At 67.4% G+C, this 20,907-nt stretch carries 11 protein-coding genes; 6 read left to right on the plus strand and 5 right to left on the minus strand.

From position 1 onward, the window contains the following. Positions 1–22: 22 nt before the first annotated feature. Positions 23–2,806 carry a BREX-2 system phosphatase PglZ gene (gene pglZ, locus ACFWPS_RS06700; protein ID WP_383701779.1) on the minus strand — a complete coding sequence of 928 codons (2,784 nt, stop codon included), beginning with the start codon at positions 2,804–2,806 and terminating at the stop codon, positions 23–25. After that, positions 2,806–6,726, minus strand: coding sequence for a PglY protein (locus ACFWPS_RS06705; protein WP_383701781.1), 3,921 nt, complete (start codon positions 6,724–6,726; stop codon positions 2,806–2,808). The genes pglZ and ACFWPS_RS06705 overlap by 1 nt, the downstream gene beginning before the upstream one ends. 305 nt (positions 6,727–7,031) lie before the next feature. Here ACFWPS_RS06705 and ACFWPS_RS06710 point away from each other — a divergent pair, with 305 nt between their 5' ends. Together ACFWPS_RS06710 and ACFWPS_RS06715 are read left to right on the plus strand one after the other, a co-directional pair. Further along, positions 7,032–7,856, plus strand: coding sequence for a hypothetical protein (locus ACFWPS_RS06710; protein ID WP_383701783.1), 825 nt, complete (start codon positions 7,032–7,034; stop codon positions 7,854–7,856). Then, positions 7,853–9,163, plus strand: coding sequence for a 7-cyano-7-deazaguanine synthase (locus tag ACFWPS_RS06715; protein ID WP_383701784.1), 1,311 nt, complete (start codon positions 7,853–7,855; stop codon positions 9,161–9,163). Before ACFWPS_RS06710 ends, ACFWPS_RS06715 begins: the two co-directional genes overlap by 4 nt. Here ACFWPS_RS06715 and ACFWPS_RS06720 read toward each other — a convergent pair. After that, positions 9,140–9,649, minus strand: a complete 510-nt coding sequence (locus ACFWPS_RS06720; protein WP_383701786.1) for an ATP-binding protein — start codon at positions 9,647–9,649, stop codon at positions 9,140–9,142. The two genes, ACFWPS_RS06715 and ACFWPS_RS06720, sit on opposite strands and share 24 nt — an antisense overlap. A 161-nt stretch (positions 9,650–9,810) precedes the next feature. Here ACFWPS_RS06720 and ACFWPS_RS06725 point away from each other — a divergent pair, with 161 nt between their 5' ends. Together ACFWPS_RS06725 and ACFWPS_RS06730 are read left to right on the plus strand one after the other, a co-directional pair. Beyond that, a complete protein-coding gene (locus ACFWPS_RS06725) occupies positions 9,811–10,671 on the plus strand; it encodes a helix-turn-helix domain-containing protein (RefSeq protein ID WP_383701788.1) in 861 nt (286 codons plus the stop codon). Next, the gene (locus ACFWPS_RS06730; RefSeq protein WP_383701790.1) at positions 10,668–10,871 is read left to right on the plus strand and encodes a DUF397 domain-containing protein; all 204 of its coding nucleotides are present in this window, start codon (positions 10,668–10,670) and stop codon (positions 10,869–10,871) included. Before ACFWPS_RS06725 ends, ACFWPS_RS06730 begins: the two co-directional genes overlap by 4 nt. Positions 10,872–10,920: 49 nt before the next feature. On the opposite strand, the gene pglX is transcribed toward ACFWPS_RS06730, so the two are convergent. Next, positions 10,921–14,646 (minus strand): BREX-2 system adenine-specific DNA-methyltransferase PglX, encoded by a 3,726-nt coding sequence (gene pglX, locus ACFWPS_RS06735; RefSeq protein WP_383701878.1) that lies wholly within the window; start codon positions 14,644–14,646, stop codon positions 10,921–10,923. A gap of 157 nt (positions 14,647–14,803) precedes the next feature. Between pglX and ACFWPS_RS06740 the strand changes: the two genes are divergently transcribed. Together ACFWPS_RS06740 and ACFWPS_RS06745 are read left to right on the plus strand one after the other, a co-directional pair. Then, complete coding sequence (locus tag ACFWPS_RS06740) at positions 14,804–15,907, plus strand: helix-turn-helix domain-containing protein (protein ID WP_383701792.1); 1,104 nt, start codon at positions 14,804–14,806, stop codon at positions 15,905–15,907. After that, a complete protein-coding gene (locus ACFWPS_RS06745) occupies positions 15,904–16,473 on the plus strand; it encodes a hypothetical protein (RefSeq protein WP_383701794.1) in 570 nt (189 codons plus the stop codon). Before ACFWPS_RS06740 ends, ACFWPS_RS06745 begins: the two co-directional genes overlap by 4 nt. Positions 16,474–16,480: 7 nt before the next feature. On the opposite strand, the gene pglW is transcribed toward ACFWPS_RS06745, so the two are convergent. Beyond that, positions 16,481–20,860, minus strand: a complete 4,380-nt coding sequence (gene pglW / locus ACFWPS_RS06750) for a BREX system serine/threonine kinase PglW (protein ID WP_383701796.1) — start codon at positions 20,858–20,860, stop codon at positions 16,481–16,483. Positions 20,861–20,907 lie beyond the last annotated feature (47 nt).

Raw genomic sequence — 20,907 nt, forward strand, 5'->3', positions numbered from 1 at the left:
CACGGTCCGCATCCTTCCACGGTCACGTCCGTCTCTTCTCCAGCTGGAACTGCGTACGCAGCAGGTGGACGTCGAGCCGCACGGTGTGCCCGGAGTCGATGAGGCCGAGCACCGGATATCCCTCGACGTTCAGCAGTCGCTGCAGGGTGGCGATGAAGCCGTCCATGTTGCGCCTGACGCGGTCACTCGCGGACACGGCAGCGGCGAGGGCTGCAGGAGACATGGTCTCGCCTGCCTCGGCGAGCGCGTCGATGACGGCGGCGACGACAGGCCTGTCGGGTTTCCTGCGGACGTACTCGGCCTGTGCCGCGTACACGTCACTGGCCACGACCAGAGCACCCAGCGTCGCGGGAGCCGGCGGGGGCTGGGACTTGGACGGCTCGCGTTCGACCTCGGCCGGGGTGAAGAGGCCTTCACCCGCCTGTTCGGCCCGTTTCCGGGTGGTCCTGGGCTTCGCCCCGGGAGCGGGGACGGGAAGCGTGGCGGACTCCGGCCAGGTCTCCTCCGGCATCCGGCTCTGGACCCACCACGAAGGTGTCGCCCCTTCCCTCGGGAGAACCTCCCAGCCCTTGGGCAGGACATCCAGGGCGGGCAGCAGCACCAGCAGTGGCACTGTCACCTCGGCCAACGACGCACCGCCGTGGTAGCCGGCCTTCCGCGGCGTGTACCGGATGCCCTCCCGCCAGGGAGCGACGATCGTGCCCCCGCCTTCCAGAACGCGCGGCCCCGAGAGGATGATCTCCCCGTCTTCGGCGCTGCTCCCGGTGCGCCAGCGGGACGACTCCGCCCCGCTCGCCCTGGCGGGTCCGGGATTCACGCCGCGTTCCAGCACATGGCCGTGATCCGCAACCAGCAAGACAGGACGCCCATAGCCTTTGGCCGCGGCCAGCAGCTCGCGCATGAAGGTGATGTCGTTGATCCGCCACTGCGTGCGCTCACCCTGCTGTCCGTGGTCGAGGGCATCGTCGATGGTGTTGAGAACGACACCGACCACCGCGGTCGAGGCGAGGGCGGAGACCAGCTCCTCGGTCAGCCGATGTCCGGACGGGCCGCCTATCGTCGCCTTGTGGAACAGCACGCCGACGGCCCTTCGCTGTTTCCAGAACTCGGCGAATCCGGCCGTCTCCTTCGACTGCCCACCCGTGTCGGCCTTGCCTGTGAGCAGTGAGGTTCGGCTGATCCTGGTCACCGAGGGCAGCATGGAAACCGCTGCGCTGCGCTGCGCCGACTGCCCGGCGGGCGGCGCCGGCACCGCTTCCATCCACCCCTCGCGCTCCGCCTCTTCCCCGAGTTGCACGGCTGCCGCGCTGCTCATGCCGTCGATCAGCAGAATCAGCGGACTCGTCGACTCCGAGTAGAGGCGGGCGGCGCATTCGGTCAGCACGTTCTCGACGAGCAGGCAGCCGCCCGGGTTCTGCTGGACGGCGGTGCGGGTCCAGCCCGCGAGGCGCTGTGCGAACTGTTCGTCGAGTACGTCCCTGCGGGCACGCGCGAGGTCGTGAAGCGTGCGATATGCCTGACCTGCTACCGCATCCCCGACCGGGTCACCCGACCACAGGACGTTCAACGCCCGGTCCACCCAGCCCCACTCGGCGAGATGCCCGCGGACCCCGGAGGCGACGGAGTCGACGCGGGGCTGTTCGGTGGACAGCCAGCGCGCGACGCGTACGGCCATCTCGGCGACGGCGATACGGTCCGTGTTCAGGGCTGCCAACGCGTGTTCGCGCAGGTCGGCAAGGGCTGCTTCGGCCTGCTCGGGAGAGTCGGTCAAGGCCCCCGCGACGGCCCGCAGTTGAGCGGTGAAGCTGGTCAGCAGAAAGCGGCTGCCTCGTAGTGCCTGGGTCAGCCCGGCTTCCTCGGCGAGGCGGTCCGCACGGTCGATGACGGAGAACACCCGTTGCTTGGCAGCCTCGTTGTGCCGTGCCTCGCCGATCCAACGGGTGAGGGTGCCCGCCACCGCATCGCTGAAGGCCAGGATGTCGGGCCGACGCACCTGGCCGAAGAGCCCGCCGACGGCGAACACGGTGTCCGGCTCGGTCGCCGGGTCGGCCATCGCCGCTGCGAGCAGCCCGCGAGCCATGGCGTCCTGTCCTCGTCCGTCTTCGACGAGTGACATGAGGACAGGCACGGCGGCCCCGGCTGTTTCGCCGAGCCACTCCTTGATCTTTCCCCGCTCCACGGCGTCCAGTTCGAGGAACCGAGTGGGCCCAGCCGATGTACGGGACCAGGCGAGCATGGCGTCGGCGTCGATGGCGAGGCCGGCGGTGGTCTCCCCCTCGCCGACGCGGTCCAGCCCGAGGCGGGCGACGACCAGCGCCTTGACCGCCGCATCCCGGGTGAGCAGGGACCCGGAACGCGGCCAGCCCTCGTGCGGTTCCGCGTCCAACAGCGCTTCGAGCAGCCACGGTTCGCCGTACAGCCGGGAGTCGAGCTCACGCACGCCGAAGCGCTGCTTCACGATCTCTGCCTTCTCGACCGTGAGGGTGCGCCGTTTTACGGCATGCCCGCGCACGTCCCAACCGAGCTGCTCGTCACCGATGCCGGTGGTCACCACGAGTACGTCGGCGTCTCGGGCCCGGTCGGACTGGTGCTGCTGCCAGGCGTCCACGATGCCCAGTACGGATGTCTGGTCGCTGACATGGACCCGGCGGGGTTCACCGCCGATCTTGGCGGTGAAGATGTCGGGTGCCGTGTCCGGGTAGCGCCCGTGCACCAGCATCAGGCGCCGGTCACGCAGACCGGCCGCATAGGTGTCGAGGAGTGCCTCGATGGTGAGCCGGTTGATCTGCGGCGGGGGTGTGGACATCAGCGGGCGGCTCCCTCGTCCGCTGTGCCCTGGCCCTCGGCAGGCACGGGCCGCCAGGCGATCTCGATGCGCACGCCGGGATTGGCGGCGGCGTACGAACGGATCTCGTCCCGCACATCGGTGATCGCATCGGTCAGCGCCGACTCGAGGCCGGTGAGCCGCGTCGTGTCCACGACGTGCGGCGCACTCGGGCCACGCACAGGAGCGGCCGCCGGGGGGACCGTGGGCTTCGGATCGCCGAATCCCAGCTGCGGCGGCGGGCCGGACGGCACCACGGGTCGGCCGTGCCGGGTCAGGCTGATGTCCTCCGGACCCTGCTCCGGCGGCTGCGCAGCGGGCGGCTGGGCGACCGTCGCAAGCCTCGCCGCCTCCGTGACAAGCGCCACCGACTCGTCCTGCAGCCGGCTCAGCACCGGTACGAGTGATCTGGTCAGCTCGTGATCGTTCACGGTGTCGTGGAGCGCGGTGATCAGCCGGTCGGCCTTGTCGCCGACACCGTCGTTTCGTTCGGCGAAGCCTCGTACGCTCCTCAGGAGTTGCCAGTTGGTGTCGTCGAGCGCCGCCAGCACTTCGGGGGCCTGCTTGATCGCTGCGCTCAACTCCCGGTCGGTCACGTCGTACGAGACCGCCGCGAGCTCCTTGACCAGGGAAGTCCCGTCGCTGGTACGGGAGAGCCGGGCGATCAGGTCGGCAGCGGCCCGCATGGAACGCATCCTGTCCGCGTCCGGGCCGGTGACGCCGAGGTCCGTCGCGTGCTTGTCGAGCGAGCGTCGCACCCCCACGACGGCTGCCTCATGAGCGGAAGCGACAGCCCGTACCCCGGACTCCAACGAGGCGACATTGCGGGCGAAGAGCACAGGCTGGGCGGAGACGCCGAAGATCGCCCCGGCTCGGATGCGAGCGGCGGCGAACTGCTCCTCGCTGGGCAGTTCGACCGCGCGCAATCCGTATCCCAGTCCGATCCGCTCCAGGTCGGGGGCGGGCACGGGAGTCGTCTGGTGCACCCAGGTCCGGTCGTCCAGCAGCGCGTACGTGGCGATGATCAGGCTGGAGATGTTCTTCTCGAGGCCCTCGAAGCCCAGCTCGGCGATCCAGCGCCGGATCTCCTCGACAGCGAGCTCCGGCCCGGCCTTGGCGTCGGCGGCCTTCTGGTTGATCTTCAGGCGCCAGTCGTTGAGGAGGTTCAGCGGTCCGTCGTGCACTTCGCCGAGTCCGAGCGGATGCACGATCTTCCTGACGACCGCCAAGTGGTGCCGATCGACCACAGCCCGACGCGAGCCGTCCTTCATCGCGTTCCCGATCCACTCCAGGGCCGTCTTCAGTTCCCTGGTGGTGACCGGTTTGCGGGTGAGCGCGGGGTCGAAGTCGGGGTGCTTCGGGTAGAGGGCGGCGAACATGCCGTCGGCGAGCGCGTACAGGTTCTGCTCGAAGCTGAGCCCGGCCTGCGGCCTGGGCCGGGAGTACCTGGGCTCGAGCGACCACACGTGTTGGTTGTCCGGCACCTCGGCACCGATGCTGCCGGGGTCGGGCTTGCTGATCCCGTACAACTGCTGTAGTACGGCGATGAGTTGTGAGGTCAGGTTCTCGCTCTGCGCCTTGAGCTGGTGGCGGATCTGGATCCGCTCGTCCTCGGACTTGGTGGCGGTGTGGTCGTCGAGGCGGTCCCGCTCCAGCAGATAGTTGATCTTCAGGAGGCGGCCGAGCTGGTTGGACCTCTGCTCGGAGAAGAAGTCGGGCAGCCAGATGACGGTGCGGGCGTACTTGCCCTCCTGCTTCATCTTCTCGATTCGGCGGACGTCGTCGCTCGGGAAGTGCTTGTCGTCGAAGGGATAGTCCAGGACGAACCGGATGTTCCCCTCGGTCATCGGCCGGAACTGCTCGTCAGGCAGATGCGGATCACAAACGTTGCCGAAGACGAACTCGGCAGTGCGCTTCGTGCCGCGCCAGACGATCTCGCGCTCGCTGACGAAGCCCTGGGCGTCGCTGATCCCCAGCTCCGTCCACAGCTTGTCCTTGATCCACTGCCGTCGCTTGCCGGGGTTGTCCTCGCTGCCGACCTCGTCGAGCAGCGGCTCGATGTCCAGGTCGGACAGGTGGAGGTGGAAGACCGGGTCGGCGCTGCCCTCGCTGCGCAACTCGCCGAATTCGCCCTGGAGTTCCTTGAGCCGCTTGGCCGCCGCGGTTCCGGCCGAGCCGAGCCGCACCTTGATCGACCCGTGGTTGAGCGCGGCGAGCCGCTCTCCGGTGAGTCGGGCCAGGGCAGGGACGTTGGGCGCGAGGGCGGCGAGCAGCAGCGTCTTGATGAGCCGCTCGTCTCCCTTGAACAGGGGACTGTCCGCCGTGCCGTACTTCTCCACCAGATAGGCCACCACGCGCGCGTGGAAGCGCTTGGCGGTCTCGGCCTCCTTGCGCAGGCGCGCGGTGAACGCCTCGCCCGTGCCGTCCAGGATGACGTCCCACAGGTCTCCCAGCGGGATGAGTTCGCCGAGCTTCAAGTCGTTGCGACGCCGGGACAGAGCTTCCTGGACGAGCTTCAGGCCGGTGCGCTCGCGCTGGAGCGCACCCGCCAGTTCGACCAGAACATTGAGAAAGGCCGGCGAGAGCGGGTAGACCTCCCGGAAGTCGTCCCACGATGCCTCGGTGCGCCCATGAGCGTCGAGCAGAACCTGCCGCACCTCGTCCTTGGAGGACTCGACCGCCGCGAACGCTTCGTCTCGCGCGCCTTCCATGCCGGGCTTCGGAGCGAGCACCCGGTGCTTGATGATCTCGATGAGGTTGCTGTCTTCGAGGTCGACGACGTCGATGCGGCCCGCGAGGTACTCGACCTGCTGTTCCAGGTTCTGCACCTCGACCCCGGCCACGTCGGAGCCGATCAGCTGGGAAAGGTCACGCTGGCGGGAGATGAAGGAGATGATCGGCACGGGCCGGTCGCTGTCCCCGGACTCGATCAGCTTGACCAGCTTCTGGACCTGGTCGCGTACGAAGTCCTGCTTCCCCATGTGGGCCTGGAGCCACAGGATCAGCTCGTCCAGGAACAGCACGATCCCGTCGTACCCGAGCATCTGGGCATGGCGGGACACGACTGCAAGCCCGTTCTCCAGCGGAACGAAGGCCTCCTTGTCACCCCGTGCCCCGGTGCCGTACGAGGCCATGGGTCCGGAGAGCAGCGCGGAGACCAGGGCGTTGCGATGCGGGTCCCCGGCGGGGGCGTCGAAGGCACGGTCGAGGTCGGCGGTGGTCCAGGTGCCGGGCGATGCCACGCTCGCGGCGGCTTCGAGGCCGCTGGTGTCCAGGTCGCTTGTATCGAGGTCGTCCTCGTCATCAGCGCCGGCCACGGCGCCGCTCGGCGCGACGACCACATCGCCCGACCCGAGCCATTGCGTGAACTTGCCGTCGTCCGCGAGGAACGCGCGCTGCTTGCGGGCGTCAGCCAGCGCGGCGTCCGCCCGATAGACGGCGGGCGTCGGCTTGTCCGAGTGCAGTTTGCGTACGGTCGCCACATACCCGCCGAGCAGCGCCGAGTCCAGGTCGGCCGAACCGACCAGGTGGTAGGGCACCATCAGGAACTTCTTCTGCCGCAGCCAGTCGTCGTGCGGTGCGATGACTTCCTGAAGCCGCTCCTTGCGGCGGGCGGCGGGATGGTTGTTGAGCACCGCGTGCAGCACGGTCAGGAAGTGGCTCTTACCGGCGCCGAACGATCCGTGCAGATAGGCGGCGTGCGAGTTGCCGGTGCGGACGGCCGCTCCGACGAGACTGAGCGCCTGCTTGAACGCCTCCTGGAGCTGATCCGTGACGACGTACTCCGCCACCCGGGCGTCGGTCTCGGTGAAGCCTCCGGAAAGCTCCACCTTGAAGTCGCCGGCATGGACGTCTTCCTTGATGTCGATGACATCCCGCAGGAAGAGATCGCTCGTGGGCATCAGGGCTCTCGTTCCCTCACTCGGCTGCAGTCGGGCCCCGTGTCTGCACACGGAGCAAGGTCCTATCTTGCCAGCCCAGCAGCCGTGCGGACCTGGACCGGAGCCAATCTCCGCGACGACCTGACTACGCTGCGCACCCACCCGCTCCTCATTCATCACCTTCCGTGACAATTTGTTGAATATGGCCGAGTCGCGCCCTACCTGCATGTGCCACCCGCTGCTGCACTGGAGCCGAGGGTGGCCGGATCGGGGGAGGCGGTGGCATGGGTACTTCCACGCGCTGGGAAGGACCGCGCTGGTCCGGCTTGTACAGCCGTCTCGCACGGTGGGACCCGGACCGGTCCGATGTCGGCGCGACAGCCACCGCCGCGATAGCCGCGCTCCAAAGCTCCTGCCGTGCCGACCCATCGGCGTTCGGGCTGCAGGATGCCGCGTGTGCGGCCGGTGCGCGGCTGGCCGACGCGATGGAGACCCTGGGGGCGTCCGGTCCGAGCGGCCTGTTGAACAAGGGTCCGGTTTACGAGGACCTTGCGCCCGAGGAAGAGGGGGAACGAGAGGAAGAGGGGGGTGGACTCGACTGGCAGGACCCGGCCGACGCGTTCGTCGCGGAGCTCACACGTCAGGTCAGTGGCGAGGGCAACACGATGGTGGACGCGGCCTTACGTCGAGCGATCGCGGCGTCGGCTCAGCGACTGCTCACCACGCACCCCGAGATACGTGAGTCCCTTTCCGCTCCGGATGGGTCGAGACAGGGCAGAGGCCTGGCAGGCGACCTGCTCTGCCTCCTCTACCAGTGGTTCTTCGCCGACCTCGTCACCGAATTCCTGCGTGCGGTCATCGCCGAGAAGATCAAACTCACGGTTCCCGTGCTCGACGTCATCGACTCGGAGGGCAGGATCGCCGACGGCGTCGCCGAGCGGATCATTGCGCTGATCCCCAATCCCTGTGAGGAGGCAGAGTCACAGGCGGCGGAGGCCGCGAAGGCCGTGTTGTCCGTGAACGACGCCTCGGCGGAAGTGGAAGTGGATGTCCCGCTCTCCGACATAGCCAGGCGACTGGTCCCGGGCGTGGTCGGCAAGGTCCTCGGCTTCGCCGTCGACGCCCTCGGCGAGGAGGAGGTTCCCGCATGACATTGGCCCCCGCTCCGCTCCACTTCTGGTGGCGCTCGTACGACACCGAGCCGCCCGAGGGGTCCGAGTGGCGCTCGATCGGTGCGAGCGGCATCCAGGAACGCGAGGAACGCCTCACAGGTCACCACCTCCTGTACGGCCCGGTTCCCGCCTGGGCCGACGACCTGCTGCGCATTTCCCGCGCCGTCTTCCTGGCGGACAAGCTCGCCGATCGGAGCCACAGCGAGGACCGCTGGACCCGCGAATTCCGACTCTCGGTGCCCGTCTCGGATCCGGACCTGTGGGCGCCGGCGGCTTCCGGCCCACTGCCCGCCCTGCTCCAGACATTGACCGCTGACGTATGGGACGTGTCCTTCCGCCAGATGCGACCGACCCCGCAGCAGGTGTCGATCCCGGTCGGCGAGGACTGGCGGGCCCAGGAGGTGGCCTTGTTCTCCGGCGGCCTCGACTCCCTGAGCTGGGCGGCGACTCGTGCCGCTGTGCCTAGTGAGGGGGTGTTGCTTCTGGTGACGTATGCCGAGAAGAACGTCGAGGACGTGCAGCGTGAGGCCTACGCTGCCGTGAAGGCGCTGGCCGAGAGATCGGGCCGCCGACTGCGGCAGATCACCGTCGGCCAGACCCCTGGCGGTCAGGACGGCGCGGTGGTGGAACGCACGTCTCGTCCACGTGGCCTGCTCTACGCGTCCACCGCCGTACGTGTTGCGGCGGCCGACGGCGTCACCACTGTCCAGGTCCCGGAGAACGGTCAGCTCGCCCTCAACCCGCCTTTGAGTGCGGCCCGTTCAGCGGCTCTGTCCACCCGCTCTGTGCACCCACGGACTCTCCATCTCCTCAATGCGGTGATCGAATCCGTGGGTGGCCGGGTCAGGGTCGAGAATCCCCTGGCCGGCCTTACGAAGGGCGACGTCTGCCGCGCCGCACTTACGGCCGGCCTCTCGGAGGCGTCCCTGGAACACACCCTGAGCTGTGGCGCCCCGCCTCAGCGCCGCCGCGGTCTCCCCCACGTCAACTGCGGCACCTGCTACCCGTGCCTGATACGCCGGGCGGGCCTGCTGAGCGCGGTGGGCTCGGATGCCACTCCGTACGAGACTGCCCCGTGGCTACCCGGCCTCAGCGAGGACCGGATCCGGCACTGGCTAGCGCTTCAGGGCTGGCTGGCCCGGGAGTACTCCACTCTCGACCTGATCGGTGACCTGCCGCTGCCACCGGGGAGCCGCACGGGAGAGTGGTTGAGCGTCGTGGAGCGGGGGCGGGTTGAGCTGCGGGCGCTGGTCAAGTCGGCGTCAGGGGTGAGGGACGTGGCGTGAGGGGTGGGTTGCGGTCTCTTCCTGGGCGGGCAGATCGGGAGAGCCGGTCAAGTGGGCTGTTGGGAGCGACACTTCGGCCCAGATGGTCTTGCCGATACTCCGCTCGATGATCCCCCACGCCCGTGAGAGCTCCTGCACGAGCAGTAGGCCGCGCCCGGATTCGGACTCGGGTGACGGAGCCTCGGCCTGTCCGGGCGTGGGTGGCTGCCGTTCGGTGCGGGTGTCGGTGGCTTCGACACGGAGGGTGTGGGGGCTGAGCTGGAGACGTAGTTGGAAGTCCCGCCCCGGTACGTGACCGTGGGTGACGGCGTTGGCGGCCAGCTCGGCAACGACGTGGGCGACGGTGTCGGACACGTCGCTGCCGTACGGGATTCCCCATGCGTCGAGTTGGTGGAGCGCGAGCCGCCGGGCGAGGCGGGCGCCGCGCCGGGTAGCCGAGAGTCGCTGCGTGAAGTCACTTACGAGGGTGGAGATTCCGGCGTTCATGTAACAGAGCGTGTCTGAGCGACTCTACGCTGACCAGGAGCGACGTCGGTACGCAGCGTGATCTGTCCGGGCGCGGTGACCGCGTGTCCGGGTGGCCGGGCGTGACATGCGCGATGCAGACGTCGTTGGGTGCGGACGGGCGGGCGTCGGAGGTGGCGGACATGACGGTCGGGGCAGGTCAGTCGGGCAGCGGAACCGAGGACCAGGACTGGGACGGCGACGAGGGCTCCGCGGATGTGCTCAAGACCGTCGGCAAGCAGGTCAAGCTGTGGCGCGAGCGGGCGGGCCTGACGCAGGCCGAGCTGGGCGCGGCCATCGGGTACAGCGAGGAACAGGTGTCGTCGGTTGAGCGGGGGCGACGCGCGCCGAAGCCGGGGTTCCTTGACTCGGTGGATGAAGTTCTGGGTGCGGGTGGGATGTTGGCGGCGTTTAAGGAGGATGTGGAGCGGGCTCGGTATCCGAGGAAGGTTCGGGATCTGGCGAAGCTGGAGGCAGAGGCAGTTGGGCTGGAGGCGTACAGCAACCACAACATCCAAGGCCTGCTGCAGACCGAGGACTACACGCGTGCACTGTTCAGCATGCGCAGGCCACTGCTCGACGACGAGACCATCGAGACCCAGGTCGCCGCGCGCATGGCAAGGCAGGCGATCTGCAGCCGGTGGCCAGCGCCGATCCTGAGCTTCGTCCAGGAAGAGGTCACGCTACGACGCCCGATCGGTGGCAGGATGGTGCTTCGCAGGCAATTGGAACGCATCCTGGAGATCGGCCAGTTGCGAAATGTGGAGATCCAGGTGATGCCTACGGACCAGGAAGACCACGCGGGAATGGGCGGGCAGTTACTCCTGCTGACCCCTCAGACCGGGCCCAAGGTGGGGCACGTCGAAGTTCAGCAGGTCAGTCGCGTGATCACTGATTCAAGAGAAGTCCGGATGCTGGAGAATCGGTATGGGATCATCCGGGCGCAGGCTCTCACTCCCCGAGAGTCGCTGGCGTTCATCGAAAAAGTCCTGGGAGAGACATGACGATCAAGCCCTCTGCCGACACCGGACTGACATGGTCCAAGAGCAGCTACAGCAGCAACGAGGGCCCGGAGTGCGTCGAGGTAGCTGTCTCCGCTGACAACGTCCACGTCCGGGACTCGAAGAACCAGCAGAGCTCACAGCTCGCCTTCGGCCAGGCGGAGTGGTCAGCTTTCATCTCATACGCGGCCGACCGCGACTGACGTAGAGAGGTGACCCCGAACGAGCCGCGGCCACCTCTCTACTGAGTTACTACTCGCCGAGGGCGGCAGGCTGCTCGGCGGAGACCGTCTCCTTGGAGGCGGTCCTCTTCTTGGCCCGCGTCTTCTCCGGTCGCCAGACCCGCAGGTCCGTCTCGCTCACCTGATGCTTGGCACACAGCTCCTCGAAGTACGCCTGGTACTCGTCGGCGGGCACGCCTTCCCACTCCTCGTCGAATTCACCGTGCCACTGCCGCACCCACGGCATGATTTCGACCAGCCCGGCGAGCAACGGCTTGATGCGGTCGGTGTCCCAACCCGCCTGCTTCATTCGGTCGTCGACGAGGTTGAACAGTGCCTGCGCCTGATCCTTGTGGTCCCAGCCGGCCCAACCGAGCAGGACGGTCGGATCAGCGTCCGGGCTCGCCCCCAGGTAGGAGATGAACCGCTCCTTAGGCACGTCGAGCTTTCCGCGGTTTGACCAGTACACCTGCTTCAGGAAGTCCGAGCCCTTGTACTTCGGCGGTACGGGGATGTCGAGACGCTGGCCCGTCCGGTCCTCCTCACGCTGCAGCTCCCAGACCTGCTCCCACTGGTCGTGATTGCGGAGACCGGAGTCCTTGTAGCGGAGGGCGGCAAGGTACGGGACGTGCTCAGTGTCGACGACCTCCGCAAGCACATCCGCGAGGGGTAGGTCCGGCTTGCCCATGTGGTCGGCTGCGTAAAGCTGGGCGACAGAGTTGAAGTCTGTGTCATCACGTAGTGCATCGGCGATCTGACCAACGGTAAGCGTGCGTGGCTGCTTGATCCCGTCACGGAGCGCGTACCAGAGACTCGGCTCCTCGATCCGGTCCAAGAGCCACGTCCGCAGGGCTGCCTTCTCCTTCTTCTCCCAGGAATCGCCGGCCCAGCGCCGCTTACACTCAGGGCGTTCAATGAGGGCGATGTCCTTGCGGGCGTTGATGATGTCGATGCGGGCTTGAACGATGTCGCGGTACCAGTCGGGCCAGCGGTTCGGGATATCGGTGATGGGGGCCGAGCCGTGACGCTCGAACCAAACTGTCTCGGTCTCGCCTGTGGCGGCTTTCCGCGCCAGCACAATCTCGAACGCCCTCTCACCCAGACGAACTTCGGGAACCGCGGTCTGCGCGGATGGGGGAGCAACAGCGCGCGCGACCTCGGCGTCGGTCAGCAACCCATACGACCCGTACACCTGCCAGTCCAGCTCCTCCTGGAGGGCAACCATCTGTTGCTGGGTACGGGTGTTGCCAACATGGGCAGCGTCGAGAGCGGCCCGGGTCGGCACGGCTTCCCCCGCGATGGCGGACGGCTCGCCCGTGCTCAATTCCTGCGCAAGGGAGTCGAGCAGGCGGCCCATGCCTAGTGGCAGTCGCTTGGGGAGAGGGAACTCCTGGAGCTTGGTTCCAGTGAACTCGTAGAAACGTTCCCACTCGTCATGCATAAAGCCACCGGTCCCAGACTGACTTCCCTTGTCATGACTTACCTGCTTCAGCCAGAAACAGGCAGTCGACGAGTTAAGCAATCCCAACAGCTCTAGATATTCTGCCTCTCTGGCACCCTCATGCAGCTTGATCACAGGGGCCGAACGCGTAAATACATCACCTCCACGCCCCAACACAAACTGATTATGAGTTGCCACAAAAGCAAAGGAAATCAGGAAGGGTGACCAGTATCGCCCGGGAGAAAAGCTCGAATACTCGAACCAGGTCAACCCCTGCTCTTCCTGTGTACCCGAAAGCGCCTTCCGCAATTTCAGAAGCAGTCGATTCCTCCAGAGGATTCTCTCCGCTGCCTCACCAATCTGTGCCGCGCGATCCGGCTCCGAATACGGAAAAATGGAGTTGATCCTCTCCACAATTCCCCAGTCCCTTACCGACGTGCCAACCAGCAGGTCACGCACATCACTGCTCGGCACGCCCTTCCTGCGCATCACCCCCGAATTCAACATGTAAGCGTCATCTTCGCGCGTAACGGCACAGAATCCAATACTGTCAGTACGATCCTTCAAGCGTCCCTGAGTAGCAGCTTCCAGAAATCCCAGAACACTACCAGCCCCACCGCCACTTAGGGACCATGGATACCTTGCAAACCGTCCTGCATCAGAGTCCTCTACCGAGATCCACTCAGATTCACTTCCAGGCTTCCGCGTCTGATCTTTAATCGCCCTCCACACGAACCCGACCGCCGGGACATCGGGCTGTTCAGGCTCGCCCCGAACTCCAAGTACTGCGCGAATCCTCTGCCCGGATCCCGGGATTCTATTCCGCCCCACCAAGATCACAGTGGGTGTGCCATGTCCAGGAATATAAGCACCAGATGTATCGATTACATGCGAAAGTTCGACCTCCCCCCAGAAAAAGACCTCAATCAACTTCTTCCCGAACTCCCGCTTCATGAATGAGTTCGCTGTAATTTGCCCAACAAAACCGCCTCCTCCCGATTTACCACCCACCCCTCTCACTGCAAGGTCAAATAGTCGTTGCGCGAACGGAACCGACAATGCATACTGCCCTGAACAAGCGTCATATGCATCCCGATAGTTCTTCTTTTCTTCAGCGTCCTTCACTGTAATGTAAGGCGGATTCCCCACCACCACGTGATACGAAGCCCGCCCCAGCAGATCCACCCGCCCCGCAAACTCCCCCACGTCCTCCGTCGCGTACTGGAACGCCGAGCCGTCGCCGTCCCCCTCCTCGGCGAACAGCGTGTCCAGATCAGTCTGAATACCCGCCGCCCCCCGCCCATGCAGCAACGAATCCCCCACCGCCACGTTGATCGGGAACACCGGCGCCTCAGCCAGCCGCAGCGCCCCCGCCTCCTTCATCGCCGCAACCAGCAACCGGAACCGCGCGATCGAAGCAGCGAACGGGTTCTTGTCGCATCCGTGCACCGACTCCAACGCCCGCCGCACCAACGCCCACTCGTCCGTCCCCGGCTCAGCGGCCCGCCACTTCTCCACCAAGCGACCGAAGATCCCCAACAGGAAGTGCCCCGACCCACAAGCCGGGTCGATCGTCCGCAGCCCGCCCTCCGGTGCCAGCCCGAACTCCTCGATCGCCGGCTCAAGCGTGAGGTCGAGGATGAACTCCTCTACGAACTCCGGGGTCTGCAACAGCGCGTACGTCTTACGAGCGTGCTCGCTCAGGTCCTGGTACAGGTCGCCCAGGAAACGCGTGTCCCACTCCGGGTCCGTGAAGTCGTAAAGGATCTCGCCGTCCGCACCCCTTCGCCGCCAGAAGGACAGCAACTCCGTCGCCGCCTCATAGCTCGGCGTAAGACCCCACAGCGGGTTGTGCGCACGATCGAACAGGCCGGCCGCCGTCTCGTTCGACTCGGCCAGGTGCTGGAAAGCCTCCTCCAGCCAGTCCCGGTTGTTGAGGTGCGGCTTCTCGCGGAAGAACGCCTCGTGGCGCTCCTCCGCATCCCGCAGCCGGCCCTTCGGCCCCGCCAGGAACGGCCACTCGATCAGCCGGTTGTCCTCACAGAACCGTACGAAGACACAGCCCAGCACCCACGCCGCCGCGGCCTGAGTGACCCGCTCGTCGCGCCAGGCTCCGTACGTCGCCGCGGTCCGCTTCCCCTCCCGGGCTCGCGCGTACTCGGCCTCAAGCCTGGTGCGGAACTCCTCGACGGACTCACTGCGCTCCCGCAGATCATCCTCCAGAGCCGTGACCTGCTTCTTCAGGTCCTTGAGCAGGGCCGCCCCGCTCACACCAGCTCCCGCACCCGAACCCGCGACAGTCGTCACTCTTCGCATCCCTCTCGCACCGCAGCGCCACCCACCGCAGACCGGCAGCTCGACCATCCATCCTGCCAGCCCCATCAGCACCTCAGTCCGCGAACGGCATCTCCAAGCAGCCGCGAAATCGATTGGCAACTATCGATCCCAAATAGGGTGTGCAAAAATCACACACATGGATGGCGTGCAGAGCTGGGCCGAAGTGGGTGAGCGCATCGCTGAGGCGCGGCTTGCCGCGGGACTCAGCCAGGGCGAACTGGCCTCGAGAGTCGATCTGGAGCGCACCGCCGTCGTCCGCATAGAGTCCGGCGACCGACGCATCACCGCGCTTGAGCTGTTCCGCCTGTCCGAAGCCCTGGGCGTGCCTCTCGCGCATCTCGTCTCGCGGCCTCCAGCACCACTGGTATCGCGACGCAGCGCCCTGGACGAGACCGCGGACGACGCCTCACGTGCCCGCTACCGCCTGGATACCCGGCTCGAAGAGCACGCCCGCCATGCCCAGTGGCTCATTGCACACGGATTCTTGTCTCCGCCAGAGCTGGATCCCCCGCTCAAGCGAAGCGCCTCGGATGCCGACCCGGTCGCTCTCGCGGAGGCCGGACGCAGGGCGCTGGGAACCCCTTCCGGGCCGCTGGGGGCGCTTGCGGATGTCGTTGAACGCCTGGGGCTATATCTGACTGTGGTCGATGAGACCTCCGAAGGAGCTTCGCTGCTACTCGACGGCTATGGAGTGGCCGTGATCAGCGGCCAAGCCGCTCCCGGCAGGCGCCGCTGGACCGCAGCCCACGAACTCGGGCACCACCTGCTGCAGGACGAGTACCACTCCGATGCCGGCGTGGCAGCCGGGCGGGACGAGTGTGAGCAGGTCATCGACCGGTTCACCGAAGAATTCATGCTCCCTGCCGCAGACGTCGTCAACGCCTGGGGGCGTGTCGATGAAGGCCATGCCCCGAGGGCAGTCATGCTCGACCTGGCCGCCTCCTATCGGATGTCCTGGAGCGCAGTAGTACGCAGAGCACGCCACCTGGAGCTGCTGGACAGAGCAGAAGCACAGCGGCAGCAGGCGGATACGCCGGTCCGGGGCGACTTCCTGGCGGCACACGGCAGCCAGCCGGTTCCCGATCTCGAGATCGGAGCCACGGGTACCGAGTGGCGAAAGGCAGCGCTCTCCGCCTGGGCCCAAGGAGCCATCACAGCCCCCCGCACGGTCGAACTGCTCTACGGCGCGGTAGCGGAAGACGAACTCCCCAGCCGAAACCTGGAGGAATGCCTGCCGTGACCCAGGCCCCGCCTCCGGCATCCGCAGCATCGAGCACCGTCGGTCAGTTATGCGTCTGGGACACCTCACCGCTCCACCATGCGATCAAGGCAGACAAAATTGACCAACTGGCCGACATGGCGCGGACCTGGAACGGGTCCCCACGACGCAACGTCACCACGCAAGCCGTTCTCGACGAGCTCAGCCACTACGGCCTGCCACTGGCCGGACTCGACTGGCTCGAGGTCGTGCACGTCGACCATCTCGAGGAACTCGCAGCGCTGGTCAAGTGGATGGATCTGGTATCCGGCCAGAACTCGAACCACGGTGAAGCCACCGTCCTCGCCTGGGCCGAAGTGCACGGTGCCGTGGCGGTGGTCGACGACGGTGACGCTCGGCGCATCGCACGACGAGCCGGGCTGGAGGTCTGGGGCTCCCTCCGCGTCATCGCCGAAGCGGTCAAGGAGAGCCGCGCCACCGAATACGCGGCCAGCGTGCTCGTGGACGCACTCATGGACAGCGGAATGTTCTGCCCCTGCCAGCGGGGTCAGTTCATCAACTGGGCCAAGCAGGTGGGCCTGCTGTGAGATCCCTCTACGTGTCCTGAGCCCCGGCCCCGGCTGCCGACGCCCCTGACGCCAACGCCTCTACAAAGCTGCTGTCCAGATGCGTACGCTCCCCGTCGCTGCCGATGTATTCGACCGTCCTGCCGTCCACATGCGGGTCCTGGCCGCGCGTCTCCACCGGACACAGCAGCCACAGCCCGTGCGGTGCCTCGGCCGGGAGGCGGGCAGCGTGCTGGAGCTTGAGCAGCAGGTCACGTCCCCCCTCGTCCCAGTAGCGGGCGAGCAGGCCGGCGTCGTACAGGAAGAGGACAGTGCGCGGCGCGGCGGCACGCTCCAGGAGTGAGTCCTCGATGCGGGCCCACACCGTGCGTACATACGCCGCCAAGCCCTTGGAGATCTGGCCGCTGGCAGAGAAGCGGGCATCGACGCCGAGCACCTTGTCCCAGGTCTGGTCCTTCTCGTCTGCCAACCGGCGGAATTCGGACAGGAATTCGCTGTTCAGATCGACCGGTTCGACCGGGTATCGGGTGGCTACCGATTCCGCCACACCCGGCAGCCGCGTCCCTCTGACTGTCAGCGCGAGGAAGCCGCCGCGGCGCACGGCGGCGTCCAGGCGCGCCCTGATCGTGGAGTGCGGGTCCTGGGCCGCCAGGCGGCTGCCGGTGACCGGAGGCATCAGGCTCGTGGCATCGCCGGTCGAGGTCCAGGAGGCCTCGGCCGCCACTCTGGGCGGGAAGAACTTGCCCTGCTCCGTGTCGTATTCGAGGGAGAAGCGCGCTTCGCGCAGGGCCTCTTCAAGTTCGGGATGCGTGGGCTCCGTACTGTCCGTGAGAAGGGACAGGTCGGGGAACCGTGCGCGCAGGCGGTTGTTCAGCTCCTCGGGGGTGATGCCGTTCTCGCGTCGGACTCCGGCACCGGCCTGCGAAATGCGCAGCGCCCGCTCCAGGGTCAGGTCTCGCGGGTACAGCTCCAGACGCGGGCTCGCCTGGGCCGTGGGGCCGACCGCTGCGGCCAGTGCCACGAGGCGGGTGTCGGCGAGCGGGGCGAGGCCGTCCGGTGCCGGCACGCTCCGCAGGGCACGAATGACCGCGGCTCGGCCCGGGAGCGGGTCCTCGTGGGCCAGACGCTCCGCTTCTTTGCCCAACTCGGCCGCGTAGTTGGCCAGTTCGCTGGGGGCGGGGTCGACCGTGCCCGGGAGGGACTCGGCAGCGACGAGAACGGCGTCCTCCCGCCGGTGCCAGGCCAGGCGGGGCTCGTGGGGCTCGGCTGCTTCAGCATCGCCCTCGCCTGCCTCGGCCTCCACCGCAGCCCGTACGACGGCGAGCGCCTTGGCGAGGGTGCGCTCCTCGGTGTCCCCGCCCGCGCCGTGCCTTATGCGCAGTTCGACGGCCAGTTCCTGGGCGGTCATCACGCGGCCGGCCGCTTCGACGACCTCGACGAGAGTCGCACGGACCGGCGCCAGCCACTCGGTCTCGTACCACTCCTTGATCGCATTGCGGTGATGGCGCGAGACCGGTGGCTGCTGAATGCCGATCCGGTCCGCGACCCGCTTCTGCACCGGCCAGGGGCCCAGCGGAGGCAGCCCGCCGTCCTCGGGCGGGAGGCCCAGGGTGAGGCGGATGACCTCACTGCGGTGGGAGCCCTTGCGTCCGGGGGCGGGAGTGAGCCGCGCGGCCATCTCGTCCACCGAGAGCACCGCGCCCGCCTCGACGGGTTCCGGCTCGGAATCCGCTTCGCGGCGTGCTGAGGGTGCGGCGGGGGCAACAGGCTGGCGCAGGCTCGCGGCCCACTGCTTGCGGCGCCGGTTGAGTTCCTTGCGTACGAGTGCTCCGGCGCCCCTTGCCTTGGAGATGATGTACGGCGGGACGTCCAGGAGCCCTTCGACGTCGGTGGCACCGAGGCCGCCCGCCACCGAGATCGCCCGCTCGGAGAGCCCGGCCGCCACCAGTGGAGTCTTCAGGCCGGCTGCTCTCGCCGCGGCATCGAGGCTGTTCTCACCTGAGTCCGAGACCGTGTCGACCGTGGCGGGTGTCGTGACGGGCTTGGCCGCGTCCGCCTCGCGGAAGATCTCGTACCAGGCGTCGCGCATCTGCCGCAGGGTGTCGAAGCGGTGCTCGGTGTCGCGGTGCAGTGCGCGCTTGAAGAAGCGGGTCAGTCCGTCGCTGAGCGCTTCCTCGAACAGTTCCGTGGCGACGGAGAGTTCGGCTTCGTCATTGGCGACCGGGTCGGCCTGGCCCTCACCCCACAAGGGGCGTTCGCCACTGGCCATCTCGTGCAGGGTGACGGCTGCCGCGTACCTCTCGGCGTGATCGTCGTAGTGTCCTCGACGCACCGAGTCCAAGAAGGGATCGAGATAGCCGCGGGTGCCCGCCTTGATGTCGCGGTCGGACGCGTCGGCGAGCGAGAAGTCGAAGAGCATCAGCTGCCGAGTGCGGTCGCTGCGCCTGTACAGACCGAGGTTGTCCGGCTTGATGTCCCGATGGCGTACGCCCTTCGCGGCGAGCTGATCGAGAGCGGTGAACAGGTCGCTGCCGTACCGCTCCAGTTCGTGGTACGACAGCTTGCCGTCGGCCCGCAGCCGGGCGCCGAGGGTGCGCTCCCCCGCGTATTCCAGTTCGAGAATGGTCTTCCCGGCCAGCTCGCGCGGCCCGCCCTTGAGCTGGACCACGGTGCCGCCGCCGACCAGCTCCAGGGCGCGGGCCTCGGCCCGCAGCCGCTGAGCCTTCTCCTGATCGAGAGCGACCTTGAAGACCCGCTCCTCGGTGTACGACTCGCCGTCCTCGTCCTCGACGACACGCTCGACGAGCAGCGCGCGGGCCGTCGCACCGGTACCAAGGACACGACGTACGGACCATTCGCCGTCCAGGGACTGGCCGGGGAGAGCGGACAGCGGGTCGAGTTCGGCCACCGGCGGCTGCTCGGGGACCGCGTTCTCCTCCTCCGCCTCGTCGAGGAGGTCGATAAACCGGTCGACGGGTGCGAGTCTGTGATCGGGGTCGGGGTGAGTGGCCTGCTGGATGAGGTGGTCGAGTTCCTCGGAGAGTCCGTCGGCGACCGCGATGAGACGCAGCCCGGAGTCGGTGCGCAGCCGTTCGCGCAGAGCACTGCGCCGGGCGGCCGGCGGCTCCCCCGTCAGGATGAAGTACGAAACCGCGCCCAGGCCGAACATGTCGAGGTCGGCCGGATCCGCGTAAGGCTGCTCGCTCTCCGGGGCGAGGTAGACCTGTGCGGCATCCTCGATGAGACCGATGTCCAAAGTGGCGTTGCCGAGAGAGCGCAGCAGGGTCGCGTTCGTGTCGAAGTCCCGGGCCGCGGTCTGCCAGTCGGTGATCCGCAGCTCGGGGCGGGAGCCGTCCTGGCGTGCGCTGACGTAGACGGAGCGTGCGGCGAGCGCGCGATGGTAGAGCGAGCGGCTATGGGCATGGCGTACGGCCTCCGCCAGTTGCCGGACCAGGTCCAGACGCATCTCGGGGGTGAGTCTGCCGCCGTGAGTGGCCAGGTACTGGTCGAGACGAAGGTCGGTCTTGCGGTGGCGGAAGAGGATCGCCGGACCCGCCTCGTGGTCACGGATCTCGACCGCCGCCGAGATGCCGCGGTGCGTGATGCCCTGGAGCACCTGGTACTCGCGACGTGCGGCGCGCTCGGTCGCCCGCTTCGCCGACTCGTCCGCCTGCTGGCCGACCAGGTAGATCCGGACCCGGCCCTCCTCCTGCACCAGTCCGTCGACGCGCTCGGCCAACCGGTCCTCCCAGGAGGGACCGGCGTCCAGCGGGTGCGGCCGCATCCGCCAGGCCTCACCGAACTTGAGGTGGGCGGTCGACTGCCGGATACCGATGGCCTTGAGCAGCCGAGGCAGGTGCTGGTGCGAGAACTCCTGGGTGATGCGACGCTCCGGCCGGTCCGGCGGCAGTCCCAGGAAGTCCTGCCAGATACGGGGCAGCCCGCCGGCGCCGTCGTCCCTGCCGAAGACCCGGATACGCTGGACGTCGTCGAGGTGGCTCTCGAGATCCGGAGAGGAGAGGAAGACCGCAGGTTCGATGCGTGGCAACGAACCCGTGAAGCGCAGCTGGCGTGCGGCCCACTGCAGCTGGCTTTTGAGATCCTTGGACTTGGCGTCGTTGAAGTGCAGCGGGTTGTTGATCGTCCGGGTGCGGTCGGTGCCGTGGAAGTTCCAGGTCGAGCCGGAGTTCTCCAGACGGCCCGGATGGCTCTTGATCTCGATGAGGTAGAGCCCTGCGGGGACCGCGATGAGCAGGTCGCACTCGTTGATGCGGCCGGACTGGGCGGTGAAGGAGAACGTCGCCCAGGCGCGGTACGGCTCGGCCGGCGGCATGAGGCGCCGCACGTGATCGAGGGCGTCCTGTTCCCACGTGTACGGGGACGGTCGCTCCTGGTTCCACTGGTTCACGGGCCGCGGCGGGGGCCCTGGCTTGGGTACCGGGGGTGTCCCTGTCG

It is taken from the genome of Streptomyces sp. NPDC058457 (assembly GCF_042720695.1).
Lineage (GTDB): Bacteria > Actinomycetota > Actinomycetes > Streptomycetales > Streptomycetaceae > Streptomyces.